The sequence below is a fragment of the Pseudarthrobacter cellobiosi genome, assembly GCF_023913755.1.
GTDB lineage: Bacteria > Actinomycetota > Actinomycetes > Actinomycetales > Micrococcaceae > Arthrobacter > Arthrobacter cellobiosi.
In genome coordinates, this window is sequence record NZ_JAMXBJ010000044.1 from 40,166 (window position 1) to 62,518 (window position 22,353).

Below are 22,353 nucleotides of genomic sequence, written 5' to 3' on the forward strand. Positions count from 1 at the left end.
CTAACCCGGCGATGGCGGCGGCCCGGTCCTGATGCTTGCCGGGGTGCGGGGGATTATGGAAGATGGGTGGGACAACGGCGCTCGTCAAGGGGGAGGCACAGTGCGTCTGATCCAGGTGGCCCAGCAGGCACACGACCTCCAGCGGGCCGCTGAGTTCTATTCACTTCTGCTTGGGGTGCAGCCAGCGGCGGTCTATGACACGCCGGGGCTGCTGTTTTTCGATCTGGAAGGCGTCCGGCTCCTGCTGGAGCGCGGCGCGCCGTCGTCGGTCCTCTTTTTGGAGGTGGAGGACGTCCGGACAAGCATCAGCGTCCTGCAGGGCAGGGGAGTGGAGGTGGTTGCGCTGCCGAAGGTGGTCTTTCACCATGGCGACGCCGCCCTCGGTCCGGCAGGAACCGATGAGTGGATGGCCTTCATCCGTGACTCGGAAGGGAACACGGTGGGGCTGGTTAGCCGGCACCCTCCGGCCGTTGTGCCGGGTGCGGCCCCGGACTAGGCTCTTGCCGGAAGGAGCAACCATGCAAAAGATTTCCACGTGCCTGTGGTTCGAGAACCAGGCCGAAGAAGCGGCCGAGTTCTATGTGTCGGTCTTCGGCGATTCCAGGATTCTGGACGTCTCGCGGTTCGGCGAGGGCGGTCCCGGCCAGGCCGGGCAGGTCATCACCGTTGAGTTTGAGGTCGAGGGCCGGAAGTTCATGGCACTCAATGGGGGAGCGGCGGCCAATTTCACGGAAGCCGTCTCGTTTGTGGTCGACTGTTCGGACCAGGAGGAAGTGGACCGCTACTGGTCGGCGTTGACGGACGGCGGGGCGGAGAGCCAGTGCGGCTGGTTGAAGGACCGTTACGGCGTCTCCTGGCAGATCGTGCCGGCGGTCCTGGGCTCACTGATTGGCGGTCCGGATCCGGAGGGCGCCCAGCGCGCAATGCAGGCCATGCTGGGCATGCAGAAGCTTGACATTGCCGCACTTCAGATGGCTTACGACGGTTAGGAAGCGCTGCGCAGCCCGGGTCGACTCGACAATGAGGTCATTTCCGTAGCCTGAGTCGCACTTGCCGTCGTGGATCACGCCCGACCCGGGGCCACGGCGTAGTTTTCCATAGAGTCGAATACCGCCGCACGCACTCCCGTAACGGTTCGCGCGCAGTCGCGGACAAAGGACGCACTTTCTCCGTTGCCGCCAATCCACATGTCGATCCACAGGGAATCACCTCCGTGTTCGTCGGCGCCGATGTGGCTGGGGGCCGTTCTCCAGAGCCGGTCTGTCCCCATGCCATGGGTGGTGTCAACGGCTGCTGGAGAGGTGCAGCGTGATTCATCTGATGAGATACGAAGGGTTCTACTTTACATAATGTAGATTATCGGCGTTCTCGGAGAGCGGAGAGTGGCCTACGTTAAGCCGACGCTAAGCGGGCGCTGTGGATTGCCAGCCTTGTTGGCGAATTGCCAAACGATCTGGCGAATTTTGCCAGCGAGTTAGCGAATCGCCGGTTCCGATCGGTCATGCGAGCCGCGAATGGTGCGCGTTGGACCGGGTCGGCGCTTGGCCTCGGCGACGCAACCCGACCCTGAACTCTACTGGAACGAACTTTTGGCCGATTCTAGTGGCAACGCGAGCCGCTCGAGAGCTGCTCATACGGGCGCGTTCTTTTGGGTCAGCTGCCCGCACCGTTGGCCAACAAAGGCCACCCGAATTCCCGCTTCGGCCACGCTCCTCGGCTCGCCAACTGGGATGTCAGTCTCGCCAACTAGGCTGGCAAGCCACGGGCGCCTCCGGGGCTTCCGTTTGATGTTGCCGCAGGTCAGGTCCGGCTGGTCGCCCTGTGACCCAAAGCCATGATTTATGCCTCATGGAACTACACGCGAGTGATTGGCTTGTTCCGCGCCGAGCAAGGCAACGTTTAGGTCACCGGTCGGCGCACACGCCGAAAAGATCGCCCGAAATGCTCTTGCGTGTGGTCATTCCCTAGTTGGCAACGCCTTTGCGTTTCCGCAGGCCGTGTCCGACTCCGGGCAGGGCACATCCCCCTGGGATGCCCCCGTACTCCCATGAAGAGGCTCTTTTCCATGCGCAGAAAAAATCTGCTGGCTGCCGGCATGCTCACGGTTCTACTCGCCACCTCGGCGTGTGGCGCCGTAACCGGCGTCCCAAAACTCGTCCGCTCGGTCTTCGGGGCTGGCCAACGCCGGCGTTGAAGCCAGCTCCAGCACCCAGCCCGACAAGCTGGCGACAATTCGCCGGCCCCCGCTTTTGTGTCCGGAACACCGGCCGGCTGCACAGGAAACGGCTCCCCCGGCCAGCCCGGCCATTGTCTAATCCCGCGTGCTCGCCAAGAATGAACCAATGACGGTCTACCTGCGTTCACTTGAAACTGCTGTTCCGCCGACGGTGCTTGTCCAGGCCGAAGCCCGTGATGTTTTTGGAGCCCAGCCGGGCCTGACCAGATTGGGCTCGCGGCTGGTGAGTACCTGCTTCGATTCAGCCGCCATCATTACGCGGCATACCGCCGTCGAAGAAATGACCATGGCGTTCCGTTCGGACGATCCGCAGTTCTTTGATCCCGCCACGGGTCTGCTCCTGAACCCCACCACCAAGGTGCGCAATGAGATCTTCGCCCGGGAAGTCACCAAACTTTTCATCGAGTCCGCCCGGGCTGCCGTGGATGCCTGCCCGGATCTCGCCTTACTTGACATAACCCACGTCATTACCGTCTCCTGCACAGGGTTCTTCAACCCCGGTCCTGACTATAAGATCGTCCGCGCGTTGGGGTTGGATCCGGCGGTCCAGCGTTATCACCTCGGATTCATGGGCTGCTACGCCGCCTTTCCAGCACTGCGGGCAGCCAAGTCCTTCTGTGAAGCAGATCCGCAGGCCGTTGTCCTGGTGGTCTGTGCCGAGCTGTGCTCCCTGCACGTGCGGACCTCGAACGATCCCGACACGATCATGGGTTCGGCGCTGTTCGCCGACGGGGCGGCGGCAGCCATCATTACGGCCCGGAACGATCCGGACTCACCTGCCCTGATGCAACTGGACCACTTCGAAACCGTCCTTACGCCGGTGGGCGAGGAATCCATGGCGTGGAACATCGGCGACCACGGCTTCGAAATGGTGCTGGGCAACTACGTCCCCCACATCATCGACGATCACATCATCGGCGCCCTCACACCGCTGCTGGCCCGGGATCCCTCGTTGCGTAGAATCCCCTACCGTGACATCCGCCATTGGGCCATCCATCCCGGCGGCCGGAGCATCCTGGACAAGGTCCAGACGCGTCTTGAACTCACGGACCAGCAACTCGTTCCGGCACGGGATACGCTGCGGGACTACGGCAATATGAGCAGCGCCACCGTGCTGTTTGTCCTCAGGCACATCCTGGAGCAGCCACCGGTGGAGGGTGAGGAACGCATCTGCTCCATGGCGTTCGGCCCCGGACTCACGGTGGAAACCGGGCTCTTCACGAAACTCCGCCAGGCCGCCACCGCGAAACGGGCGGTGCAGCCCGAGGCGGCCTCGTCACTGGCCTGAACTGTGTCCCTGATGCGGCAACGGGCTGTGGACGCAGTGGAAATGATGGACTTGCCGGACTGTGATCCCACCAAACTGGAGCTCACGTACCAACAGTTCGGACTGGTGAACCGGCTCTTCTCCGGCTGGCGGCGGCTGTATTGCCGCGAGCTTCGCCCTCTGCTCTCCCAGGAGTCTGCAACCACGCTCCTCGACATAGGATGCGGCGGTGGGGACCTGGCACGCCAGCTCGCCCTCTGGTCTGCCCGGGACAAACTGCTGCTCGACGTCACCGGCATTGACCCGGACGCCAGGGCATACAGCTACTCGTCACGCCACCCCCACCACGTCTCACTCCGGTTCCGCCAGGCGGACAGTGCCGACCTGGTCCGCGAAGGCCGCCGGTTCGACGTCGTTATCTCGAACCACGTCATCCACCACCTCCAACCAGCAGACCTGGCTCAGCTCCTGGCAGATTCGCAAGACCTGGCGCGCCGGATTTCCCTGCACAACGACCTCCGCCGGAATATCGCAGCCTACGCACTTTTCTCCCTGGCGGCCCTCCCCCTCCGCGGCTCGTTCATCCGTGCGGACGGCCTGACCTCGATCAGGCGCAGCTACACCCCGGCAGAACTCACTGCCGCCGCTCCCCCGGGCTGGCACGTGGCGCGCCACTCCCCTTTCCACCAGGTCCTCATCCACCGCCCGGACCATCCAGATGGTTGACGTGGTGATCGTCGGCGGCGGACCCGTGGGCCTCTATCTCGCCGCCCTGCTGCTGCAGGAAGGCGTCGCGGTGAGGGTCCTTGAACAGCGGCTTCACCGGGAATCCCACTCGCGGGCCATCGGCATCCATCCCCCCGCCCTCGCGGCCCTGGAGAGAGTGGGCGTGGCCCGCGCCATGGTTGATGCCGGCGTGCAAATCCGCGGCGGCATTGCAGTCAGCGGCGCGAAGACCGTAGGGTCAATGTCCTTCGCGTCGGTCTCGGAGCGCTTCCCGTTTGTCCTGTCGCTCGCCCAGTTCACAACGGAATCCCTGCTGGAGCAGCGTGTACACGAACTCGACGGTGAGGCGCTCGTCAGGGGCGCCAGGGTGACGGAAATAGCGGACGACGGCGGACTGGTCACCGTCCGAACTGCGGCCACCAAGACGGGCAGTGCCGGTGCCCGGATCACCTCACGGCTTTTGGTCGCCGCCGACGGCTCGCGGTCCATGATGCGTAGCCTGCTGGGCATCCGGACCACGTCCCGAACCTATCCCGACCATTATGTGATGGGTGATTTCGAAGGTTCCGGCGAAAACCTGAACGAAGCCGTCCTGTACCTCGAGGCCGAAGGGATAGTGGAATCCTTTCCGCTGCCGGGCGGTCTCCGCCGCTGGGTAGTGAGGATTCCCCGGCCCGAACCGGTCCCGGACGCCGTCGAACTGGCACGGATGGTCCACCACCGCACGGGGATCCGGCCGGACCCGGCCACCAACACCATGCTCAGTAGCTTCAGCCCGCGCTCCACGGTGGCGTGCCGATCAGTCGCGGGGCGGGCGGTCCTGATCGGTGATGCTGCCCATGAAATAAGCCCCATCGGCGGCCAGGGCATGAACCTTGGCTGGCTGGACGCGGCGGAACTCGCGCCGATCATCTGTGATGCCATGGCGGGGGAACCGGTTGGCCAGCGACTGCACGCCTATTCCGCCCGGCGTCGTAAGGCCGCCTCCGCGGCGCGGTGGCAGTCCGAAGTGAATATGACGCTGGGGCGCCCGCTGGGGCCGCCGTTCCTGGCGTTGAGGAACCGGGCAGTCAGCGCGGTGTCCGGCTTTCCGGCGGCCAACAGGCTGGTGGCCCGCCGGTTCACCATGCAGTGACCCCCGCGCCGGAGGGCGCCGGGTCAGGAGTTCACGAAGTAGCAGTCGTAACTGTCCTGGCTGATGATCAGGCCGTCACGGACTTCAAAGACCGACGACGTCCGGGCGCGGATGGTCTCCCCGGCATCCCAGTACCGCAGGTCCATAAGCGTCCTCGCCGACCAGTCGGCCTCCACCACAACCCGACCGCCTTCGCAGGTAGTGCGGCGGATCTCGAACTTCTGGTCCGCCACTACTTCGCGGCTTTGATCGGCACCGGCCATCGCCTGGCCCCGCGTGCGTGTGGAGCCTTGGGGCGCGAGCAGGTGCGGCGCTTCAAGCAGGACGAAGTCCGCAGCGAGGAAAGGGCCGATGGCCCCGCCGTCACCGCCGGCTTCCAGGGTCCGGATAAAGTCCAGGACAAGTTCCAGAGCGTTGGGTTCGGACGCAGTCAGTTCAGCCATGGCATCGACATTAGCCGACGCGGCCGACGCCGTGCGGCGTCCGCCGCTAGGCTTTCCGCATGACCGCTGTATCACCGCCCACTTCAATCACTCCTGAGCACCTGAGGGAACGGGTACAGGAAATCCTGTCCGCGGGATCGCTGCCGCCCATCGTCCAGGCCGGGAATCCCGTACTCCGCCAGCGGGCCGCGGCCTTCGACGGCCAGATCAGCGCCGGCGAGCTGGACCAGTTGATTGCCCTCATGCGCGAAGTGATGCACGAAGCCCCTGGTGTGGGGCTGGCCGCCCCGCAACTCGGAATCCCGCTGCAGCTGGCAGTCCTTGAGGACCAGTACGACGTCGACCCGGAGGCCGCTGCACTGCGGCACCGTAGCCCGCTGGAGTTCCTCACCGTCATCAACCCGCGCTACACGGCCGTCGGAACGGAAACGGCCGCGTTCTTCGAGGGGTGCCTCTCGTTGAGCGGCCTGCAGGCAGTGGTGGTACGGCCTGAACGGGTGCTGCTCCGATTCGATACCCCCGGAGGCCTGGCGTCGGAACGGGAATTCGAGGGCTGGCAGGCGAGAATTGTGCAGCACGAGACCGATCACCTCCATGGCACCCTGTACGTTGACCGCGCCGAGTTGAGGTCCTTGAGCTCCAACGCCGAGTATGCCGCCAGCTGGGCCGAGCCGGGGATCGGAAAGGCCCGTGCCGCCTTGGGATTCCTGCCCGAGAATCCCTGACGCGCCTACGGATCAGTCCGGCGGTACGGCTGCCGGATTCGCGTCGGTCGGGAGGAGCCCGGCCCACCAGCGCAGGATGTGCTCGAATCTCTGCCGCCGGTGCTGCGGCCTGCCTGACCGGGAAAGTTCATGGTCCTCACCCGGGAACACCAGCAGCCGGGCTTCCACACCCTGCCGCTTCAGGGCCGTGAAATACCGCTGGCCCTGCTCCAGCGGACACCTGAGATCGTTTTCGCTGTGGATGACCAGCGTCGGAGTCTGCACGTTGCCCGCGTGTTCGAACGGGTTTTGGGCGGCGACTTCCACCGCCGAGCCACCGAGGTATTCGCCTCCGAAGTACCAGCCAATGTCGGCCGAGCCCTCGAAACTGACCGGGTCCAGGAATCCACGCTCCACAATGGCACCCTTGAACCGGTGGTGGTGCGCTATGGTCCAGGCGGTCAGATATCCGCCGTACGAGCCGCCCATGATGCCCAGCCGGCCCGCGTCCAGCGCCCGAAATTTGGCCAGCGCCCCGTCCAGGAACGCGAGGACATCCTCCATGTCGTCGGTGCCAAAGCGGCCCTTGATGGCCAGCCCGTGTTCCCGGCCGTAGCCGGCAGAGCCGCGCGGATTGCACATCAGCACGGCATAGCCCGCAGCCGCGTACACCTGGGCTTCGTCGAACAGGGCAACGGTGAACTGGGCAAACGGCCCGCCATGGATGTTCAACAGGACCGGGTGCGGACCCTTGCCTGGAGGCCTGACGAGCCAGCCATGGACGGGATAGCCATCGGGCGCCTCAAACGTCAGTTCCTGTGGAACCACAATGTCCGTCTGTGTCCGCAGAACGGCCGAAAAGTCTGTCAGGAGCCGCATCTGGCCGTCGTCGAACACTGCGAGGTCCCCGTGGGTGGACGGATCGCTGAATACGACGAGCAGCGAGCCACCCGCCCACGCAGCCCCCGTCACCACCTTGTCACCGTGCACCAGCAGGGCATGCCCGCCCGTCGCCCCCAGCTCGAGGAGCTCAACCGAGCCTTGCGCGTTGTTCAGGACCAGGGCGTGGTCAGGGCCGCGGAGCTCAATCCGGGTACCCGGGGCGGCAACATCCATCAACTCAGGATCGGTCAGCGCAACCGGCATGCCGCCGTCAGCCGCGACGCAATACAGCACGGCGTTACGTGCCACAAAGTCCCGGCCCGAACCGCCCAGGTCCCGGGCAATGTAGAACAGCCATTTGCCGTCCCGGGACTGCCGAACCTCCGTGACACTTTGAGATGAGGCTACTCCGTGACCCACCGGGACGGGGTCGCCGCCGGTGACCGGCACCTTGTAGATCAAGGTGGCCAAATCGTCGTCGTTCTCCGGCGGTGCCGCCACGAAGTAGACGGCTGATCCGTCTGCACTGAAAACCCCCGGGCCGGCGTCCGTGGCGAGAAATGTCAGCTGCCGGGCTGCCGGCATTGAGGGCGCCGCCTGCGATGTCAGCGGCTCGCCGCCAAGTTCCGGGACGTCCACGATGAACAACTGCAGCGGCTTGTCGCGCGTGTAGCCAACGCCGTTCAGCCGGTACTGATACGTGGAAATCAACCGGGGTTCCTCCGCCTCTGTGGTGACGGTTTCGCTGCTGCCGTACCTCCCTGGCTCCGGCTCGCGGGAGCTGAAAACTATCCGGTGCGAATCAGGAGACCACGCGAAAGACTCCACTCCGAGCAACCTGTCCGTGATGACCTGGGGTTCACCGCCGCCGGCCTCCACCACGACGAGCTGCGCTTTCGACGACGGCCCGACCGTCCGGAGGAAGGCGAGGACCAGTCCATTAGGAGAGAAGGCAGGGCCGGTGTCCCGGAAGCCCCTGGTTATTCGCCGCGGCAACTGCTCCTGGTTTAACGGAATGTTCCACAACTGGCCCACGTAGGAATCAGCATTGAAATCCGGCCTGGTCACCGACACAACAGCACGGCTGCCGTCCGGGTGAACGGCCGGCGCGGAGACGGAATTGAGCAGCGGGAGGTGTTCTGGCTTCACCCATGTGAGCCTAACGTGCGACTTTCGCCGAGGCGAACACCCGGCCGGAACACTCGCGCGGGCGCCGCGCCGGCTCGCTCCCCGCCCTAAGATGGTCCGTATGCCATCAAGCCCTCGCTCTCCGCTGCGCTGCCCCGTGTGCGGCGCCGCACTGAATGTCCAGGGCAGGCCGGGTGACGCGGCGCGCAAGGCCTTGGTCTGCGGATCCGGGCACAGCTTCGACGCGGCGAAGCAGGGCTACTTCAACCTGCTGGTGGGCAAGGGGACAGTCTTTGAAGCCGACACCGCAGAGATGGTGGCGGCCCGCTTCGCTTTCCTCGACGGCGGGCATTACCGCCCCCTGGCAGACGCCGTCGCGGCCGCCGTCGTGCCCGGGATAACCCCCGGCGAACCATTCACAGTCCTCGATTCGGGTACGGGGACCGGCCACTATCTCAGGGTGGTGCTGGATGAGGTGCAGCGGCGCACCCCCAGCTGCGCCGCCGTCGCCCTCGACATCTCCAAGTTCGCGCTCCGCCGCGCCGCCCGCCTCAACCCCGAGGCCATCAGCCTCGCCTGCGATGTCTGGCAGCCGCTCCCCGTGGCCGACGCCGCCGTCGACGCCATCACGGTGATCTTCGCTCCCCGAAACGCCGCCGAATTCGCCAGGGTCCTCCGCCCCGGCGGGAGACTGGTGATGGTGACGCCGCGCGCGGGACACCTGGCCGCCGTTGCCGCCCAGGCAGGGATGCTGTCCATAGAGGACGACAAGGACGCGCGGCTGACAGAATCCCTCTCGCCGCACTTTGCCGCCGAGTCCACCCGGGACCTGGATGTCCTGATGATGCTAACGCCCGGCGAGCTGGCTGACCTGGCCTTCATGGGTCCGGCCGGGCACCACCTGGACCGCACGGCCATTTCTGCCAAAATCGGGAGCGGCGAGGTGTCGACCCAGGTGGAGGCACGATTCCGGATCACGGTCTTCTGTCCGGCACGGTCCGCACCGTAACGACTTGGCCACGTTCAACCGCTGCCCTTCACGCAGCCTGCCGTCCTGCTTTCCGGCGGACTAGGATAAATAGACAGCTACCGAATGGTCAAGGGGGGACGGAATGTTTGAATGGCTCGGCGAAAACTGGTGGGCCCTATGGCTCACCGCCTTCCTCGCGTTCGCAGTGATCGAAATGATCACCCTTGACCTGTTCTTCATCATGCTCGGCGGCGGAACACTTGCCGCGCTCGTCGCAGATTTTGCCGGCGCTGACCTGTGGCTGCAGATTGTGGTGTTCTGCGTCGTCTCACTGCTGATGATCGCCTTTGTCCGCCCGGTGGCACTAAGCCACCTGAAAAAGGGACCCGCCGACCAGCGCACCAACATTGACCGGCTCATTGGCGAGCAGGCCCTTGTGATGGAAGCAGTCAGCTCCACCGGTGGCCTCGTCAAGATCGGGGGCGATGTCTGGAGCGCCCGGTCCTCCGGCGGCGTCCTGCCTGCCGGCCAGAAGGCAGTGGTCTCCGCCATCGACGGGGCCACGGCTGTTGTTTCCGCCCAGCCGGAGCAGGCCACTCAGTCCTAAGTACAGCCTAACAATTGGGGAATAGGAGTCGTATGGATAACGCAGGAGGAGCCGCCCTGGCCATTGTGCTGGTGGTCCTGATCGTGTTCGTGATCATTGTCTTGGTCCGCTCCGTGCGGATTATCCCGCAGGCGAGGGCCGGCGTCGTTGAACGGCTCGGCAAGTACCAGCGGACCCTGAACCCGGGACTCACCATCCTGATCCCGTTTGTGGACCGGCTCCTGCCGCTCCTGGACCTGAGGGAGCAGGTGGTGTCCTTTCCACCGCAGCCGGTCATCACCGAAGACAACCTGGTGGTGTCCATCGACACTGTGGTGTACTTCCAGGTCACTGATCCGCGCGCCGCCACCTATGAGATTGCCAATTACATCCAGGCCGTGGAGCAGCTCACCACTACCACCCTGCGTAACGTTGTGGGCGGCCTGAATCTGGAAGAGGCGCTCACATCCCGCGACCAGATCAACGGCCAGCTGCGCGGTGTCTTGGACGAGGCAACCGGCCGCTGGGGGATCCGGGTCTCGCGCGTGGAGCTCAAGGCCATTGACCCGCCCCACTCGATCCAGGACTCGATGGAGAAGCAGATGCGGGCCGAGCGAGACCGCCGCGCTGCGATCCTCACGGCCGAAGGCACCAAGCAGTCCGCCATCCTCACGGCCGAGGGCCAGCGGCAAGCGTCGATCCTTGCGGCTGAGGGCGATGCCAAGGCGGCCATCCTCCGCGCAGACGGTGAGGCACAGGCCATCCAGAAGGTCTTTGACGCCATCCACAAAGGCAACCCCGACCAGAAGCTCCTGGCCTACCAGTACCTGCAGACGCTTCCGAAAATCGCAGAGGGATCATCAAACAAGCTGTGGATCATTCCCAGCGAAATTGGCGAGGCACTCAAGGGCATCGGCCAGGCGCTCGGCGGTACCAATCCTGATCCGACCGCAGGCGGCGGCGGGCTGTTCGACGAGGAACCCGCTAAACAGCCTGGGTCCTGACACGGATTTGCCTCATACGGGGCGGGAGGGGATTCGCGCTTGGTCGCGGGTCCCCTCCCGTTTTGCGGCTAGGCCCCACGCCGGTATAATTGAGTATTTGTCCGGTCGGACCAGATCCGCTGGAACAAGAAAGCTTCGCAATGCGTTGAATCTTATGATGCAGCACAGTGCACACAGTAGTCCGGGGCGGTTATGCCGTTCCGGCTTGCGTGGAGTCCTGCTCCGCGAACCGACCAGAGGGAGAAAACATGAGCGATCGCAGCCTGCGGGGTATGCGCCTTGGCGCGCAGAGCATGGAGACCGAGTCCGGCGTTGAGCCGGCTCCGCGCCAGCGCGTCGAATACCGGTGCGAGGACGGCGAGCAGGTCTTCGTGACGTTCTCTTCAGAGGCTGAAATTCCTCCTGTGTGGGTTTCCAAGACCGGCAAGGAAGCGCTCCTCGTTGATGGCGAACGTCCGGACACCAGCAACGAAAAGGCTGTCCGTACGCACTGGGACATGCTTCTCGAGCGCCGTTCCCTTCCGGAGCTGGAGCAGATCCTCGAGGACCGGCTGACCATCCTGCGCGAACGCCGTGGCGAACGGCGCAGCGCCTGACCCCAGCGGCGGTCACGGCCTCCCACCGAGGTCATAGCGTCATCGATTGACGCGATCTGAACGATTGAGAAAGGGCCGGCCCGGCAACGTGATCACGTTGCCGGGCCGGCCCTTTCTCAATCGTTCAGATCGCGTCAATCGATGACGCTATGACCTCGGTGGGAGGCCNTCCAGCGTGCCTGCAGGCCCCACCTGGTGACGTTGACCATCGCCTCAACAACAATGTTGCCGCTCATCTTTGATGCTCCGTGCTCGCGCTCCACGAACGTAATGGGGCGTTCCTCGATCCTGAGGCCCAGCTTGGCTACACGCCACGCCAAGTCAACCTGGAAGCCGTAGCCCACTGAATCGACCTGGTCGAGGTTCAGTTTTTCCAGCGTGGTCCGCCGGAAGGCGCGGTAGCCGCCGGTGACATCCTTGATCTTCAGGCCCAGCATCAGCCGGGCGTACGTGCTGCCAGTGCGTGAAATCGCCTGCCGGTACAGCGGCCAGTTGACCACGCTGCCACCGGGGACCCACCGGGATCCCATGGCAAGGTCCGCGCCCTGTTCAACGGCTTCCAGCAGTTGGGGAAGTTGTTCGGGCTGGTGTGAGCCGTCCGCATCCATTTCCACCAGGACGTCGTAGCCTGCCTCGAGTCCCCATTTGAACCCGGCAATGTAGGCGGCTCCCAGGCCTGCCTTGCCTTTGCGGTGCAGGACGTGAACCTGTGTATCCTCGGCGGCAAAGCCGTCCGCAAGCTGCCCGGTGCCGTCCGGGCTGTTGTCGTCCACCACCAGAACGTCCGAGGCCGGTACGGCTGCGCGGAGGCGTTGGAGAGTCTTGGGCAGCGATTCCAGCTCGTTGTAAGTAGGAATGATGGTGAGGACGCGCACAAAGGGCCTTCCTGGATGGGAGCGGTCGGAGCGGCTGAACCGAAGCGGAGTAGCTGGCGGTCAGGCGCAACTACCTATTATAGGGCGCTTTATGGGGGCGCTGGCCGGTGTGTCCGGTCAGGAGCGCAGTGCCGGACTGGAATACAGCTCCACGCCGGCCTTCACGGTCTGCAGGCACACCGGGTCTACGCCGGTGTCCAGTGCAGGGAGAAGGGGCGTGCGGGCACGCGGATCCGTGCTCCAGGACTGGACACGGCCGTCCGCCACCTGGACCATGAGCTCCTCAACATCCCAGACAGCGAAACTGGCTGGTGCGCCGGGAACCAGTTGCCCGGCCATCGGGTTGTGGTGCTTAGCTGCCCGCCAGCCCGCGCGGGTGTGGCCGAGGAACGCTGCGCGGGCCGAGATCCGTTCAGCGTGGTTGTGGTGTTCCAGGCAGGCACGCACGCTGGACCACGGGCGCAGCGGTGTCACCGGGCTGTCGCTGCCGAAGCAGATGGGAACACCGGCAGCATAGAACGAGGCAAACGGGTTCATGGAGCGGCTCCGGCTCCCCAGGCGCTGCTCATACATGCCGCCTTCGTTCCCCCAGTCAGCGTCGAAGCGTGGCTGGGCGCTGACGGTGACTGAGTAGCGGGCCAGCTGTTGCACTGATTTGGGGTCTGCGACTTCCACATGTTCGAAGCGGTGGCCGGCGGCACGGATCCGTTGTTCGCCCACTTCGGCGGCCGCGAGTTCCAGTGCCTCCAGCGCGGCATCAAGTCCCGCGTCGCCGATGACGTGGAAGCCGCCCTGGATGCCCAGCAGCGAGCAGGCCGCCAGGTGGGCGGCGGCCTGCTCTGCCGAGAGGTAGAGGCTGCCCCGCTCCCCCGCCGCGTCGCTGTAGCCGGCCCTCAGCGCCGCTGTCCTGGAGCCGAGGGAACCGTCAATGTTCAGGTCGCCTGCCAGGCCGCGCACGGGTACGCCCAGTTCGTCCAGCAGCGCCCGGGCCTGATCCTCGGAGGTGGCCAGTTCGCCCCAGTACGGCAGGATTTCCGGCATGGGCTCTGCGGCCGCCGTGTTCCATGCGGCGGCAAGGCGAAGGTCGGAAACTCCGCCGATATGCGGCGCGGCCATCTCCGCCAGTGCCACATAACCGTTTTCAGCCGCTTCGGTCAGGGCGCGCCGCTGGTAGGCCAGGAGGCTGGCCTCCGGGAGGCGCCGTGCTTCCTGGCGGGCCGCTGTATGGGCGGCCCGCTTCACTTGTGAACCCGCGCTGTAGCCGTCCAGCCCGCCAAGCCCGGCGGCGGCAGCCAAGGAGGAAGAGACCAACGCCGAATGCGCATCCACCCTGGCCAAGAACACGGGCCTGCCGCCGGCGGCCTGCTCAAGCTCCTCGGGCGCCGGCAGGGCCGGGTCCTCCCACGTGGATTCATCCCAGCCATGACCCAGCAGGGGGCCGTCGCCTTTGGCTGCGGCCACGGCATCGAGTAATTGCCGGGCGGAACGGATCCCGCCCAGTTGGAGGGAACCCAGTGCGATGCCGGTTTCCGTGAGGTGGACGTGGGAGTCAACAAACCCCGGCGCTACGAGGGCTCCATGGAGGTCGATGATCTCCATGGAACTGTCGGCGATGGAGGATGCCGCCTGCTCGGAGCCGACCCAGGCAACGGTGTCGCCGTCAACGAGCATGGCGGTGGCAAAGGGGTCTGCTGCTGTGTAGACCGAGCCGTTGCGGTACAGGACCACCTTCCGCTCGTGCGGCGCGGGCGTGGTGGAACGTTCAGTGGTCATGAGGGCGAAGCTCCTGGGGCTAGGGGGAAGAAGGCAGGCTGCCGGTGCATCAGAGCCGGGACATCAAAGTACGGAAGAGTAGGCCACGACGCCGCGGCGGATGAGTGATATTGCTTCTGCGCAAAGCCTGGAGACGCGCGGATCCAGGCCGGGAATCTTGGCGAGCTGGTCCAGGAGGTCGATGACCTGTTTGACCCAACGGACGAAGTCGCCCGCCGCCAGGTCCGTGCCGTTGAGCACTTCCTGGAGGTGGCGTCCCTTGGCCCATTTGTACATCGGCCAGACAAGACCGAGTTCCGGTTCGGCAGTCAGCGGAAGTTTGTTCGCCTCTTCCACGTCCTCCAGGGCCGACCATTCCCGGACCACCACATCCACGGACGATTCAAGCGAGACGCTGGGCATCCGGGGGCGGAGGCCCCTGTCCTCGCGTTTGGCCTGGTAGACCAGGACGCTGGCCAGGGCCGCTACTTCGACGGCGTCCAGGTCGTTGAGCGCGCCCAGCCGCAGTGCTTGCGAAATCAGCAGGTCCTTCTCGCCGTAGATCCGGCGGAGCAGCTGGCCGTCCGGGCTGATGGCCAGGCGCCCGTCAGCTCCCGCTTCCAGGTAGCCGTAGGCGGAAAGGACATCGCAGACGCGATCGAAGGTCTTGGCAATGGTGTTGGTCCGGCCCTGGATCTGCCGGACCAGGGCATCCGTCTCCCGGCGCAGCTTCCACCAACGCTCTGACCAGCGCGCGTGGTCTTCACGCTCGCTGCAGCCGTGGCAGGGGTGGGCCCGGAGCGCCCGGCGAAGCTCCGTGATGCGTTTCTCCTGATGGGGCAAAACGGACCCCATGCCAAAATCGGTGCTGCGGCCGGGGGCAGGCGGGCGGTTCTCGCGCAGTGCATTCCTGGCCGACGATGCGAGGTCACGCCGGGATTTCGGGACCTTTGCGTTGAACGACTTCGGAATGCGGATCCGTGTCAGGGGCGCGATGGGGCCCTCAAGGTCCTCGGTGCCGATTCGCCTGAGCTGGTTGTCGAGCGTCAGGATGGCAGGCCGCGGCTCCCTGCCGCTGTGGTCCGAGCTGAGCACAATCGCCGGTCCGGGCGCCCGCCCGCCCGGGACGTCCACCACGTCGCCGGGCATCAGCCGCGCCAGGGAGTCTTCATTCAGCGACTTATGAGCCCGGGACTTGCTGCGGGAGGTGACATTCTCGGCGTCGGACAGTTCACGGCGCAACCGGGCATACTCGGTGAAGTCTCCGAGGTGGCAGGTCATGGATTTTGCGTATCCCGCGAGGGACTCTTCGCGGCTGCGCACCTGCTTGGCAAGTCCGACAACGGACCGGTCAGCCTGGAACTGCGCGAAGGAGGATTCAAGGATTTCCCGCGCACGTGCGCGGCCAAACTGCGCCAACAGGTTGATGCTCATGTTGTACGTCGGCCGGAAGCTTGAGTTCAGCGGATACGTACGCCGCGAGGCGAGGCCGGCAACAGCAGCAGGGTCCGTGCCCGGCTGCCACAGGACAACGGCATGGCCTTCGATGTCGATGCCGCGGCGGCCCGCGCGGCCGGTCAGCTGCGTGTACTCCCCCGCGGTGATGTCCACGTGGGCTTCGCCATTGAACTTGTCGAGCTTCTCCAGGACCACGGAGCGGGCCGGCATGTTGACGCCCAGGGCCAGCGTTTCGGTGGCGAACACAGCCTTGACCAGGCCCTCGACGAATAGCTTCTCCACTACTTCCTTGAAGGTGGGAAGCATGCCGGCATGGTGGGCCGCGAAACCACGCAGCAGGCCATCCCGCCACGTCCAGAAGCCGAGGACGTCCAGATCCTCTGACGGGATGTCCTGCCCGGCCTCGTCAACGCGCTGCGCAATGATCTGCTGCTCCTTCTCCGTGGTCAGCCAGAGTCCGGACGAGACACATTGGGCAACGGCGGCATCGCAGCCTGCCCGCGAGAAGATAAACGTGATGGCGGGCAGGAGGTCCTGCCGGTCCAGGCTGGCAATCACTTGGGGACGGCTGGCCTTCCGGACGGCGCCGGGCTGGGCTCCCTGCCGGGGGCGGTCCTCTGTCCGTTGCCGGTGCTGCCGGCGCTGGCTCCGTCCGCCGTGGCCGAAGCGTCCGGCGAAACTTTGCTGGCCTTCGCTGCGGGCCATTTTGAGCAGGTCCGGATTGACCTCGAACCCCGGCCCGTCCGCGTCTTTGGTGGCCGCGGTGAGCCGCTCCTGGACCGGTAGTGGAGCTCCGGTCTCCGCATCCGCGGGCGGCGCGATTTCGTCGAAGGTGGTTTCTCCGGCGAACAGGTCCACGATGTCCCGGCCCACCATAACGTGCTGCCACAGGGGAACCGGGCGGTGCTCGGAGACAATGATGTCGGTGTCGCCGCGCACGGTATCCAGCCAGGCACCGAATTCTTCTGCGTTGGAAACCGTGGCGCTGAGGGAGGCTACCTGGACTTCGCTGGGGAGGTGGATGATGACTTCCTCCCAGACGGCACCACGAAAGCGGTCCGCGAGGTAGTGGACTTCGTCCATGACCACAAAGCCGAGGTCATCCAGGGTGTCCGAGCCCGCGTAGAGCATGTTCCGGAGGACTTCCGTGGTCATGACCACCACGGGGGCGTCGCCATTGATGCTGGTGTCGCCGGTAAGTAGACCGACGTTTTCCGCCCCGTACTTTTCGGAGAGTTCCGTAAATTTTTGGTTGCTCAGAGCCTTGATCGGGGTGGTGTAGAAGGCCTTGAGGTTTCGTTGCAAAGCGAGATAGATGGCAAATTCGCCCACGATGGTTTTACCGGCACCAGTGGGGGCAGCCACCAACACTCCCTTGCCGTCCTGGAGGGACCGGCAGGCGAGGCGCTGGAATTCGTCAAGTTCAAAATCAAGGGTGCGGACAAACCCGCCGAGGTAGGTGCCCGCTTCGGCCGTGCGTTCCGCGCTGGCCCGGTAGCTTTCAGAGGGCGAGAGTGGCCCGGAAATAGAGGACATGCCTCAAGCCTAGTGCGCCGCGCGCTACAGGTTCTTCAGTTCGGTGCCGGGCGTCGCGATGTCGGCTGTCGCGTCCGTCTCAGCAGCCTGTTTCGCCACGCGCTTGTCACGGCGCTTGTCGTTGAAGATACACAGCCCGATCGCCGCGAAGAACAGAATCAGCAGCGGCGCAGCAAGCAGGAACATGGACAGCGCGTCCGTGCCTGGTGCGGCCAGTGCCGCCAGGACAAAGACCAGGAAGACGATAATCCGCCAGGCTTTGAGGATGGTCCGGCCCCTGACCACACCGGCCATGTTGATGCCGACCAGGATCACGGGGACCAGGAAAGAGATCCCGAGGATAAGCAACATCTGCGTGGCAAACGTCAGGTAGTCGGTGGCCGAGATGTTGTTGGCGCCGGTGGCGGGTGTGAACTGTAGCAGCGCCCTGACCACGGTGGGGAACACGAGCCAGGCTACAAACACACCGGCCAGGAACAGGGGCACAGCGGCCGCCATGAAGCCGAGCGTGTAGCCGCGTTCCTTCTTGGTCAGACCCGGGGTGATAAAAGCCCACACCTGATAGATCCAGACAGGGCTGGAGATAACCAGCCCTATCTGGATGGCAATCTGGATCTTGAAGGCAAAAGGATCTGCGATGGTCGCAAAGTTCAGGACCGCGGTGCGCCCCGTATCCCGGGCAATGGAAATCAGCGGGTCCGACAGGCTGGCCACGACTGGATCGTAAAGGAACCAGCCGCCCACGCCGGCAACCAGCACAGCAATCGCCGATTTGATCAGCCGGTTCTTGAGCTCTTTGAGGTGGTCCCAAAGAGCCATCCGCCCCTCAGGGTTGGACTTACGGCCCCGCGTCAGTGCCACTTCGGGTTAGGCGCGGGTCGACGGCGGAACGTCAGTGCCGTCGGTCGGCTCACCGGGCTTCGCCGGCGGGTGGTTAACGATCTTGCCTTCCACCGGGCCGGAAGCCGTGTCGGTGGAGTCGGTTTTGCCGTCGTTCTTCATTTCCTTGACCTCGGACTTGATGATCCGCATGGACTGGCCAAGGCTGCGGGCCATGGCAGGGAGTTTGGGCGCGGCGAAAAGCAGCAGCGCAACGACGATGATAATGACAATTGGCCACGGGCCATCAAAGAGTCTTCCCACGGGAAATCCTTTCCTCTAACAACATCCTACGTCTAACTGAGATTGAGATCGCGAAGTGACTGGGGCTGGCCCCGATCGTGCTTACGCTGGACGCGCCTCTGGCGGCGGCCCTCCCGGCGGGATGACTTGGATGCGTCGTAATCATGACGCATCTGGGCCGGTGAGGCAAAAACAGCCGCACCGGGCGGAGCTGACCCTGGCGGCTGGGAGCCGTCATCGACGGTGGCCGCTGCCGGCGCCAGGTGTGCCACTTTAGCTCCGGCGGCGCCCAGGTCCTTCATTACCGCCATGAACTGGCGGTACAGCCGGATGCCCAGGAGGACATAAAAGAGCAGGGAGAGCGCAATAAGCGCAATCCAGATCAGGATCCAGGACCACCAAGGCATGCTGACGAGTCTAGCCGCCGTACCCGGCCAGGGCCGCCTCGATCCAGTCCAGCGCTGCCGCCCCCAGCTCGGAAGGTTCGAGGATCCGGGCGGCCCCGCCGTGCTGGGCCACGAACATGGGAAGCCAGGCAGTGCTGCCGAAGCGGATCTCGGCTACGAGGCCGCCGTGGGGAAGGGGTGCCACACGTTCGGCGTAATAATCGTCCGCCAAGCCGGCGCCCTGCCTGGTGAGCTGTACGAGGACCGTGGTGTCGTCGTCGTTGGGCGTGAACAGCTTGGCCGGAAAGCTTTCCCCGGCCCGGACCTGCGTGGAGGCGGGATTTCCGTTCGGGTGGACCTCCTGCACCCGGTCCAGCCTGAAGTTCCGGAGCCCCTGGGCCGAATGGCAGTAGGCCTCGAAGTACCAGGTGTTGTCCAGGGAATACAGGCGGAGCGGATCCACGTCCCGTTCGGAGACCTGGTCGCGCTGGGCGGAGAAGTACACGAGCCGTAGCTGCGACCGCTCCTGGATTGCACCACGGACAACGTCAAGGAGGGCCGAATCCGACGGGCCCACCTCCGGACCGGCAAGCGAACCGGACCGCAGCCCTTCTTCGCCGGCCGCTGCCATCAGTTTGAGGGTCACCGACTCCAGGGCACCTCCTTCGGCAAGTTCGGGAAGCCCATTGAGCGTCTCGAGCCCGGTCAGCAGCGCGCAGGCCTCGTCCACCGTAAACCGGACCGGCCTCTTGAGATCCAGGTCCTGGGTGATGTAAACGTGGCCTTCCTCCCAATGGATGTCCAGGAGGTCGTCAGGGTATCCCTCGGGAAGGCCGGAGCAGATGAGGATCCGCAGGTCGCTTTCCAGCTCCGCGGGCGTGACACCGAAGCGGGCTGCGACGTCGTGGATATGCAGGCCCTGGTTGTGGACCAGGAAAGGCACCAGCTGCAGCATGCGCTTGAGCTGGTCCTCAGACGTGCGTTTCCGGATGGCGCGGCCCCGCGGTGCGTCCGCAAACAGATAGGCAGGGCTGGGAGCGGCGCAGAAGGCGGCAGCGTTGCGCAGCCGGTGCCGCACGGCTGCCACCAGCTCGTCGGGAGCATGTGCCACAGCGTCCGGGCCATAGGATGCGAGCTCCTCGGCCAGCACCTCAGCGTCCCTGAAGTTGACCTGCTGCCGTTCGTAGCCGGCGTCGGGCGTTCCGGCACTCCCGTCGGCAACCGGCGTGGCGCGCCGGCGCAGGCCAAGGAGGCGGCCCTCCCGGACGTCCACGACGGCGGTCCGGAGCGGGAGCTCCGGAAGCCGGTCCAGTTCTGCGCGGACATTGAAGTTCGGCGGAGCCGAGTAGGTTTCCTTCTCCAGCACGGTGACGGGGCCCGTGAACCGGGAGAGCCGGAAGTGGCGCGGTGCCTTGCGCGAGCGGTCGTAGCCGGTCAGATACCACTGGCCGAAGCGGCTGCCGAGGCCCCACGGCTCCACCGTCCGTTGCTCTTCCTGGCCGGTGGTGCCTGCCAGGTAGCGAAAGCTGACGGGGTGCTGGGCGTGCATGGCAGCCACCACATCATCAAAGGCCTGGCCCGCCGGCCGGATCCGCGGCTGAACACCAACCGGAAGTTCGACGTCGGACACGGTACCGGAGGCCTGGAGCTTGCGGAGGGCGCTGGCAGCGGCGGTTCCCAGGGCGGCACGCTCCCACAACTGGGACGCCAGGAGGAGGACGGTCCACTCCCCCGGGCTGAGCTGGACATCAGGCAGGCGGTTCGATTCCTTGCCGATGCGGTAGCGGGTGGTGGCCGGATCATCTTCGCTCCAGCCGAGGTCCGTGACGGTTTCCACATCGAAGCCGAACTGCCGGAGGTCATTCTTGTCCCGCTCAAACATCCTGCCGAAGGCCACGTCGTTACCGGACGTGTCATGGTAGACCTTCGCCCGCAACTCTGCCCGGCGCAGGCCGTATTTGGTGTTCAGCAGGGCTATCAGGAGGTTCAGCAGGCGTTCAGTACGGGAGACGGACACGCTGGCTACGTTACTAAACTCCTCCGCGGAAAGCAGAAAGCGCGGCAACCAACAGGAAAACAAAACCCTGATTGTTACCGCGCCTTCCAGCGTTACGATGCTTCGGTCAGCGGACGCCCACGAGGTCCACCACGAAGATCAGCGCTTCGTTGGGGCCAATGGCTCCGCCGGCCCCGCGGGAGCCGTACGCCAGTTCGGAAGGAATCTCCAGGCGACGGCGGCCGCCCACCTTCATGCCCAGCAAGCCCTGGTCCCAGCCCTGGATGACCTGGCCCACGCCCACACGGAAGTCCAGCGGGGCGCCGCGGCCCCAGGAAGCGTCGAACTCTTCGCCGGTGGACCAGGCCACACCGACGTAGTGGGTGGAGACGGTGTCGCCCTTTTTGGCCTCGGCACCGTCACCCTCGATGAGGTCGGTGATAACCAGTTCGGTGGGGACATCGCCTTGCGGGAAGTCAATTTCCGGCTTCTGGCGGTCGAAATCGCGCTGACCAAATGACATGGTTGCTCCTTTGATTATTTGGGTGGGTGATGTGTTGCTGTTTACTTGACGCCGAGGATGTCCACAACGAAGACAAGGTCACCCTTGGCTTCGCCCTGGCCGGCATCACCGTACGCGAGGTCCTTGGGGACCACCAGGAGGACCCGGGAGCCCACCGTCTTTCCCGCCAGTCCCTGGGTCCAGCCCGGAATGACGCCGGTCAACGGGAAGCTGGCCGGCTCGCCGCGGTCAAAGCTTGAATCAAATTTAGTGCCGCCCACGAGGTTCACGCCAACATAGTTGACGGTCAACGTGTCGGTTTCCTTAACCTCCGCGCCGGTGCCTTTGATCAGGTCCTGGGACACGAGGGCTGTGGGCGCGGCGATTCCGTCAACGGAGATCTCCGGCACGCCCTGGTCGTTGTCCTTCACGGTCGGCAGGCCGGCCGGCGGGGTGACAGTCTCGCCTTCGGGCTTTGCGAGCGGAGCGACAGTCTGCGGTGCGTCCTTGGTGGAGAGCACCTTGATCAGGAGAAGCTGCGTTGGCTGGGCGGGGGCGCCTTCAGCGGTTGCGGCCTGGCCCGGGATGGCCAGGGCAAGGCTGGAGCCGACCTTGGAGCCAACAAACGCGCTGTAGATAACCGGGCTTCCGGTCTTCAGTTCCTCGTTCAGCTGCAGCGGTTCGGGCTCGCCGGGGAAGGTGTCCTCCAGCGTGGATCCGTCCGCACCGCTGAGCGCGAGGATGGAGATGTTTGCGATCTGGTTCTCTTTGACCCGGTCACCGTCACCTTCGGTGACCACCTTGATGGTGGGTTCGGTGACTTCGAGGGGCTTGGAGAACTCGACACCGGGAGCCTTCTTGTCCCCGTTGTCCGTCAGTTTCAGGGAGTCGAACTTGGCAGTGTCACCGGCAGACTGGCTGGTGGGTTCCGGTGCTGCGGGCGAACCGCCACAAGCGGTAAGCAGCAGCAGGCCGGGGATCAGGATTGCTAGGAGTCGGCGCACGTAAGAGAACTTTCGTCGGGGCAGGGTGGACGCGGAGCCGGAATC

General features: G+C 64.9%; 21 protein-coding genes. 10 read left to right on the top strand and 11 right to left on the bottom strand.

From position 1 onward, the window contains the following. Positions 1-100: 100 nt before the first annotated feature. From NG696_RS10645 to NG696_RS10665, 5 genes are all read left to right on the top strand, one after another. The gene (locus NG696_RS10645; RefSeq protein WP_252565413.1) at positions 101-496 is read left to right on the top strand and encodes a VOC family protein; all 396 of its coding nucleotides are present in this window, start codon (positions 101-103) and stop codon (positions 494-496) included. 22 nt (positions 497-518) lie between these two features. Continuing rightward, positions 519-989: a VOC family protein gene (locus NG696_RS10650; protein ID WP_252565411.1), complete on the top strand. Its 471-nt coding sequence runs from the start codon at positions 519-521 to the stop codon at positions 987-989. A 1,353-nt stretch (positions 990-2,342) separates the two neighbouring features. After that, positions 2,343-3,524 carry a type III polyketide synthase gene (locus tag NG696_RS10655; RefSeq protein WP_252565409.1) on the top strand — a complete coding sequence of 394 codons (1,182 nt, stop codon included), beginning with the start codon at positions 2,343-2,345 and terminating at the stop codon, positions 3,522-3,524. Between the two features lie 12 nt (positions 3,525-3,536). Next, positions 3,537-4,229: a class I SAM-dependent methyltransferase gene (locus tag NG696_RS10660; protein WP_252565407.1), complete on the top strand. Its 693-nt coding sequence runs from the start codon at positions 3,537-3,539 to the stop codon at positions 4,227-4,229. Then, complete coding sequence (locus NG696_RS10665) at positions 4,222-5,364, top strand: FAD-dependent oxidoreductase (protein WP_252565406.1); 1,143 nt, start codon at positions 4,222-4,224, stop codon at positions 5,362-5,364. Before NG696_RS10660 ends, NG696_RS10665 begins: the two co-directional genes overlap by 8 nt. 23 nt (positions 5,365-5,387) lie before the next feature. On the opposite strand, the gene NG696_RS10670 is transcribed toward NG696_RS10665, so the two are convergent. After that, on the bottom strand, positions 5,388-5,807 hold the full coding sequence (locus NG696_RS10670; RefSeq protein WP_252565404.1) for a nuclear transport factor 2 family protein: 420 nt from the start codon (positions 5,805-5,807) through the stop codon (positions 5,388-5,390). A gap of 59 nt (positions 5,808-5,866) precedes the next feature. Between NG696_RS10670 and NG696_RS10675 the strand changes: the two genes are divergently transcribed. Further along, positions 5,867-6,532 (top strand): peptide deformylase, encoded by a 666-nt coding sequence (locus NG696_RS10675; RefSeq protein ID WP_252575365.1) that lies wholly within the window; start codon positions 5,867-5,869, stop codon positions 6,530-6,532. A 12-nt stretch (positions 6,533-6,544) separates the two neighbouring features. Here the strand turns inward: NG696_RS10675 and NG696_RS10680 are convergent, their stop codons facing one another. Beyond that, positions 6,545-8,542: a S9 family peptidase gene (locus NG696_RS10680; RefSeq protein ID WP_252565400.1), complete on the bottom strand. Its 1,998-nt coding sequence runs from the start codon at positions 8,540-8,542 to the stop codon at positions 6,545-6,547. A gap of 100 nt (positions 8,543-8,642) precedes the next feature. On the opposite strand from NG696_RS10680, the gene NG696_RS10685 reads away from it, so the two are divergent. From NG696_RS10685 to NG696_RS10700, 4 genes are all read left to right on the top strand, one after another. Continuing rightward, on the top strand, positions 8,643-9,530 hold the full coding sequence (locus NG696_RS10685; protein WP_252565398.1) for a methyltransferase domain-containing protein: 888 nt from the start codon (positions 8,643-8,645) through the stop codon (positions 9,528-9,530). A 103-nt stretch (positions 9,531-9,633) separates the two neighbouring features. Beyond that, the gene (locus NG696_RS10690) at positions 9,634-10,098 is read left to right on the top strand and encodes an NfeD family protein (RefSeq protein WP_104060872.1); all 465 of its coding nucleotides are present in this window, start codon (positions 9,634-9,636) and stop codon (positions 10,096-10,098) included. Between the two features lie 32 nt (positions 10,099-10,130). Continuing rightward, entirely contained in the window at positions 10,131-11,081 is a 951-nt protein-coding gene (locus NG696_RS10695) for an SPFH domain-containing protein (protein WP_056340024.1), read from the top strand. 248 nt (positions 11,082-11,329) lie between these two features. Beyond that, a complete protein-coding gene (locus NG696_RS10700) occupies positions 11,330-11,677 on the top strand; it encodes an RNA polymerase-binding protein RbpA (RefSeq protein WP_003802221.1) in 348 nt (115 codons plus the stop codon). A gap of 134 nt (positions 11,678-11,811) precedes the next feature. Here the strand turns inward: NG696_RS10700 and NG696_RS10705 are convergent, their stop codons facing one another. The 9 genes from NG696_RS10705 to NG696_RS10745 form a co-directional block, all read right to left on the bottom strand. Next, entirely contained in the window at positions 11,812-12,552 is a 741-nt protein-coding gene (locus NG696_RS10705; RefSeq protein WP_252575366.1) for a polyprenol monophosphomannose synthase, read from the bottom strand. 117 nt (positions 12,553-12,669) lie between these two features. Further along, positions 12,670-14,325: an amidohydrolase gene (locus NG696_RS10710; protein WP_252575367.1), complete on the bottom strand. Its 1,656-nt coding sequence runs from the start codon at positions 14,323-14,325 to the stop codon at positions 12,670-12,672. Between the two features lie 63 nt (positions 14,326-14,388). Next, positions 14,389-17,298, bottom strand: coding sequence for a DEAD/DEAH box helicase (locus tag NG696_RS10715; protein WP_252565391.1), 2,910 nt, complete (start codon positions 17,296-17,298; stop codon positions 14,389-14,391). A gap of 24 nt (positions 17,299-17,322) precedes the next feature. Further along, a complete protein-coding gene (gene tatC, locus NG696_RS10720) occupies positions 17,323-18,117 on the bottom strand; it encodes a twin-arginine translocase subunit TatC (RefSeq protein ID WP_252565390.1) in 795 nt (264 codons plus the stop codon). Between the two features lie 48 nt (positions 18,118-18,165). Further along, the gene (gene tatA / locus NG696_RS10725) at positions 18,166-18,441 is read right to left on the bottom strand and encodes a Sec-independent protein translocase subunit TatA (protein WP_056340008.1); all 276 of its coding nucleotides are present in this window, start codon (positions 18,439-18,441) and stop codon (positions 18,166-18,168) included. Between the two features lie 32 nt (positions 18,442-18,473). Then, a complete protein-coding gene (locus NG696_RS10730; protein WP_252565389.1) occupies positions 18,474-18,827 on the bottom strand; it encodes a hypothetical protein in 354 nt (117 codons plus the stop codon). A gap of 10 nt (positions 18,828-18,837) precedes the next feature. Next, entirely contained in the window at positions 18,838-20,823 is a 1,986-nt protein-coding gene (locus tag NG696_RS10735; RefSeq protein ID WP_252575368.1) for a helix-turn-helix transcriptional regulator, read from the bottom strand. Positions 20,824-20,929: 106 nt separating this feature from the next. Beyond that, on the bottom strand, positions 20,930-21,325 hold the full coding sequence (locus NG696_RS10740) for an FKBP-type peptidyl-prolyl cis-trans isomerase (RefSeq protein WP_056340002.1): 396 nt from the start codon (positions 21,323-21,325) through the stop codon (positions 20,930-20,932). Positions 21,326-21,366: 41 nt separating this feature from the next. Further along, positions 21,367-22,308, bottom strand: coding sequence for an FKBP-type peptidyl-prolyl cis-trans isomerase (locus tag NG696_RS10745; RefSeq protein WP_252565387.1), 942 nt, complete (start codon positions 22,306-22,308; stop codon positions 21,367-21,369). Between the last annotated feature and the right edge of the window lie 45 nt (positions 22,309-22,353).

Excerpts from the sequence above, each read along its gene's own strand:
- NG696_RS10690 (WP_104060872.1), top strand. The coding sequence starts at position 9,634 with ATGTTTGAATGGCTCGGCGAAAACTGGTGGGCCCTATGGCTCACCGCC.
- NG696_RS10740 (WP_056340002.1), bottom strand. The coding sequence starts at position 21,325 with ATGTCATTTGGTCAGCGCGATTTCGACCGCCAGAAGCCGGAAATTGAC.
- NG696_RS10660 (WP_252565407.1), top strand. The coding sequence starts at position 3,537 with ATGCGGCAACGGGCTGTGGACGCAGTGGAAATGATGGACTTGCCGGAC.
- tatC (WP_252565390.1), bottom strand. The coding sequence starts at position 18,117 with ATGGCTCTTTGGGACCACCTCAAAGAGCTCAAGAACCGGCTGATCAAA.
- NG696_RS10685 (WP_252565398.1), top strand. The coding sequence starts at position 8,643 with ATGCCATCAAGCCCTCGCTCTCCGCTGCGCTGCCCCGTGTGCGGCGCC.
- NG696_RS10650 (WP_252565411.1), top strand. The coding sequence starts at position 519 with ATGCAAAAGATTTCCACGTGCCTGTGGTTCGAGAACCAGGCCGAAGAA.
- NG696_RS10710 (WP_252575367.1), bottom strand. The coding sequence starts at position 14,325 with ATGACCACTGAACGTTCCACCACGCCCGCGCCGCACGAGCGGAAGGTG.
- NG696_RS10695 (WP_056340024.1), top strand. The coding sequence starts at position 10,131 with ATGGATAACGCAGGAGGAGCCGCCCTGGCCATTGTGCTGGTGGTCCTG.
- NG696_RS10665 (WP_252565406.1), top strand. The coding sequence starts at position 4,222 with ATGGTTGACGTGGTGATCGTCGGCGGCGGACCCGTGGGCCTCTATCTC.
- NG696_RS10675 (WP_252575365.1), top strand. The coding sequence starts at position 5,867 with ATGACCGCTGTATCACCGCCCACTTCAATCACTCCTGAGCACCTGAGG.
- NG696_RS10655 (WP_252565409.1), top strand. The coding sequence starts at position 2,343 with ATGACGGTCTACCTGCGTTCACTTGAAACTGCTGTTCCGCCGACGGTG.
- NG696_RS10715 (WP_252565391.1), bottom strand. The coding sequence starts at position 17,298 with ATGTCCTCTATTTCCGGGCCACTCTCGCCCTCTGAAAGCTACCGGGCC.
- NG696_RS10730 (WP_252565389.1), bottom strand. The coding sequence starts at position 18,827 with ATGCCTTGGTGGTCCTGGATCCTGATCTGGATTGCGCTTATTGCGCTC.
- NG696_RS10670 (WP_252565404.1), bottom strand. The coding sequence starts at position 5,807 with ATGGCTGAACTGACTGCGTCCGAACCCAACGCTCTGGAACTTGTCCTG.
- NG696_RS10700 (WP_003802221.1), top strand. The coding sequence starts at position 11,330 with ATGAGCGATCGCAGCCTGCGGGGTATGCGCCTTGGCGCGCAGAGCATG.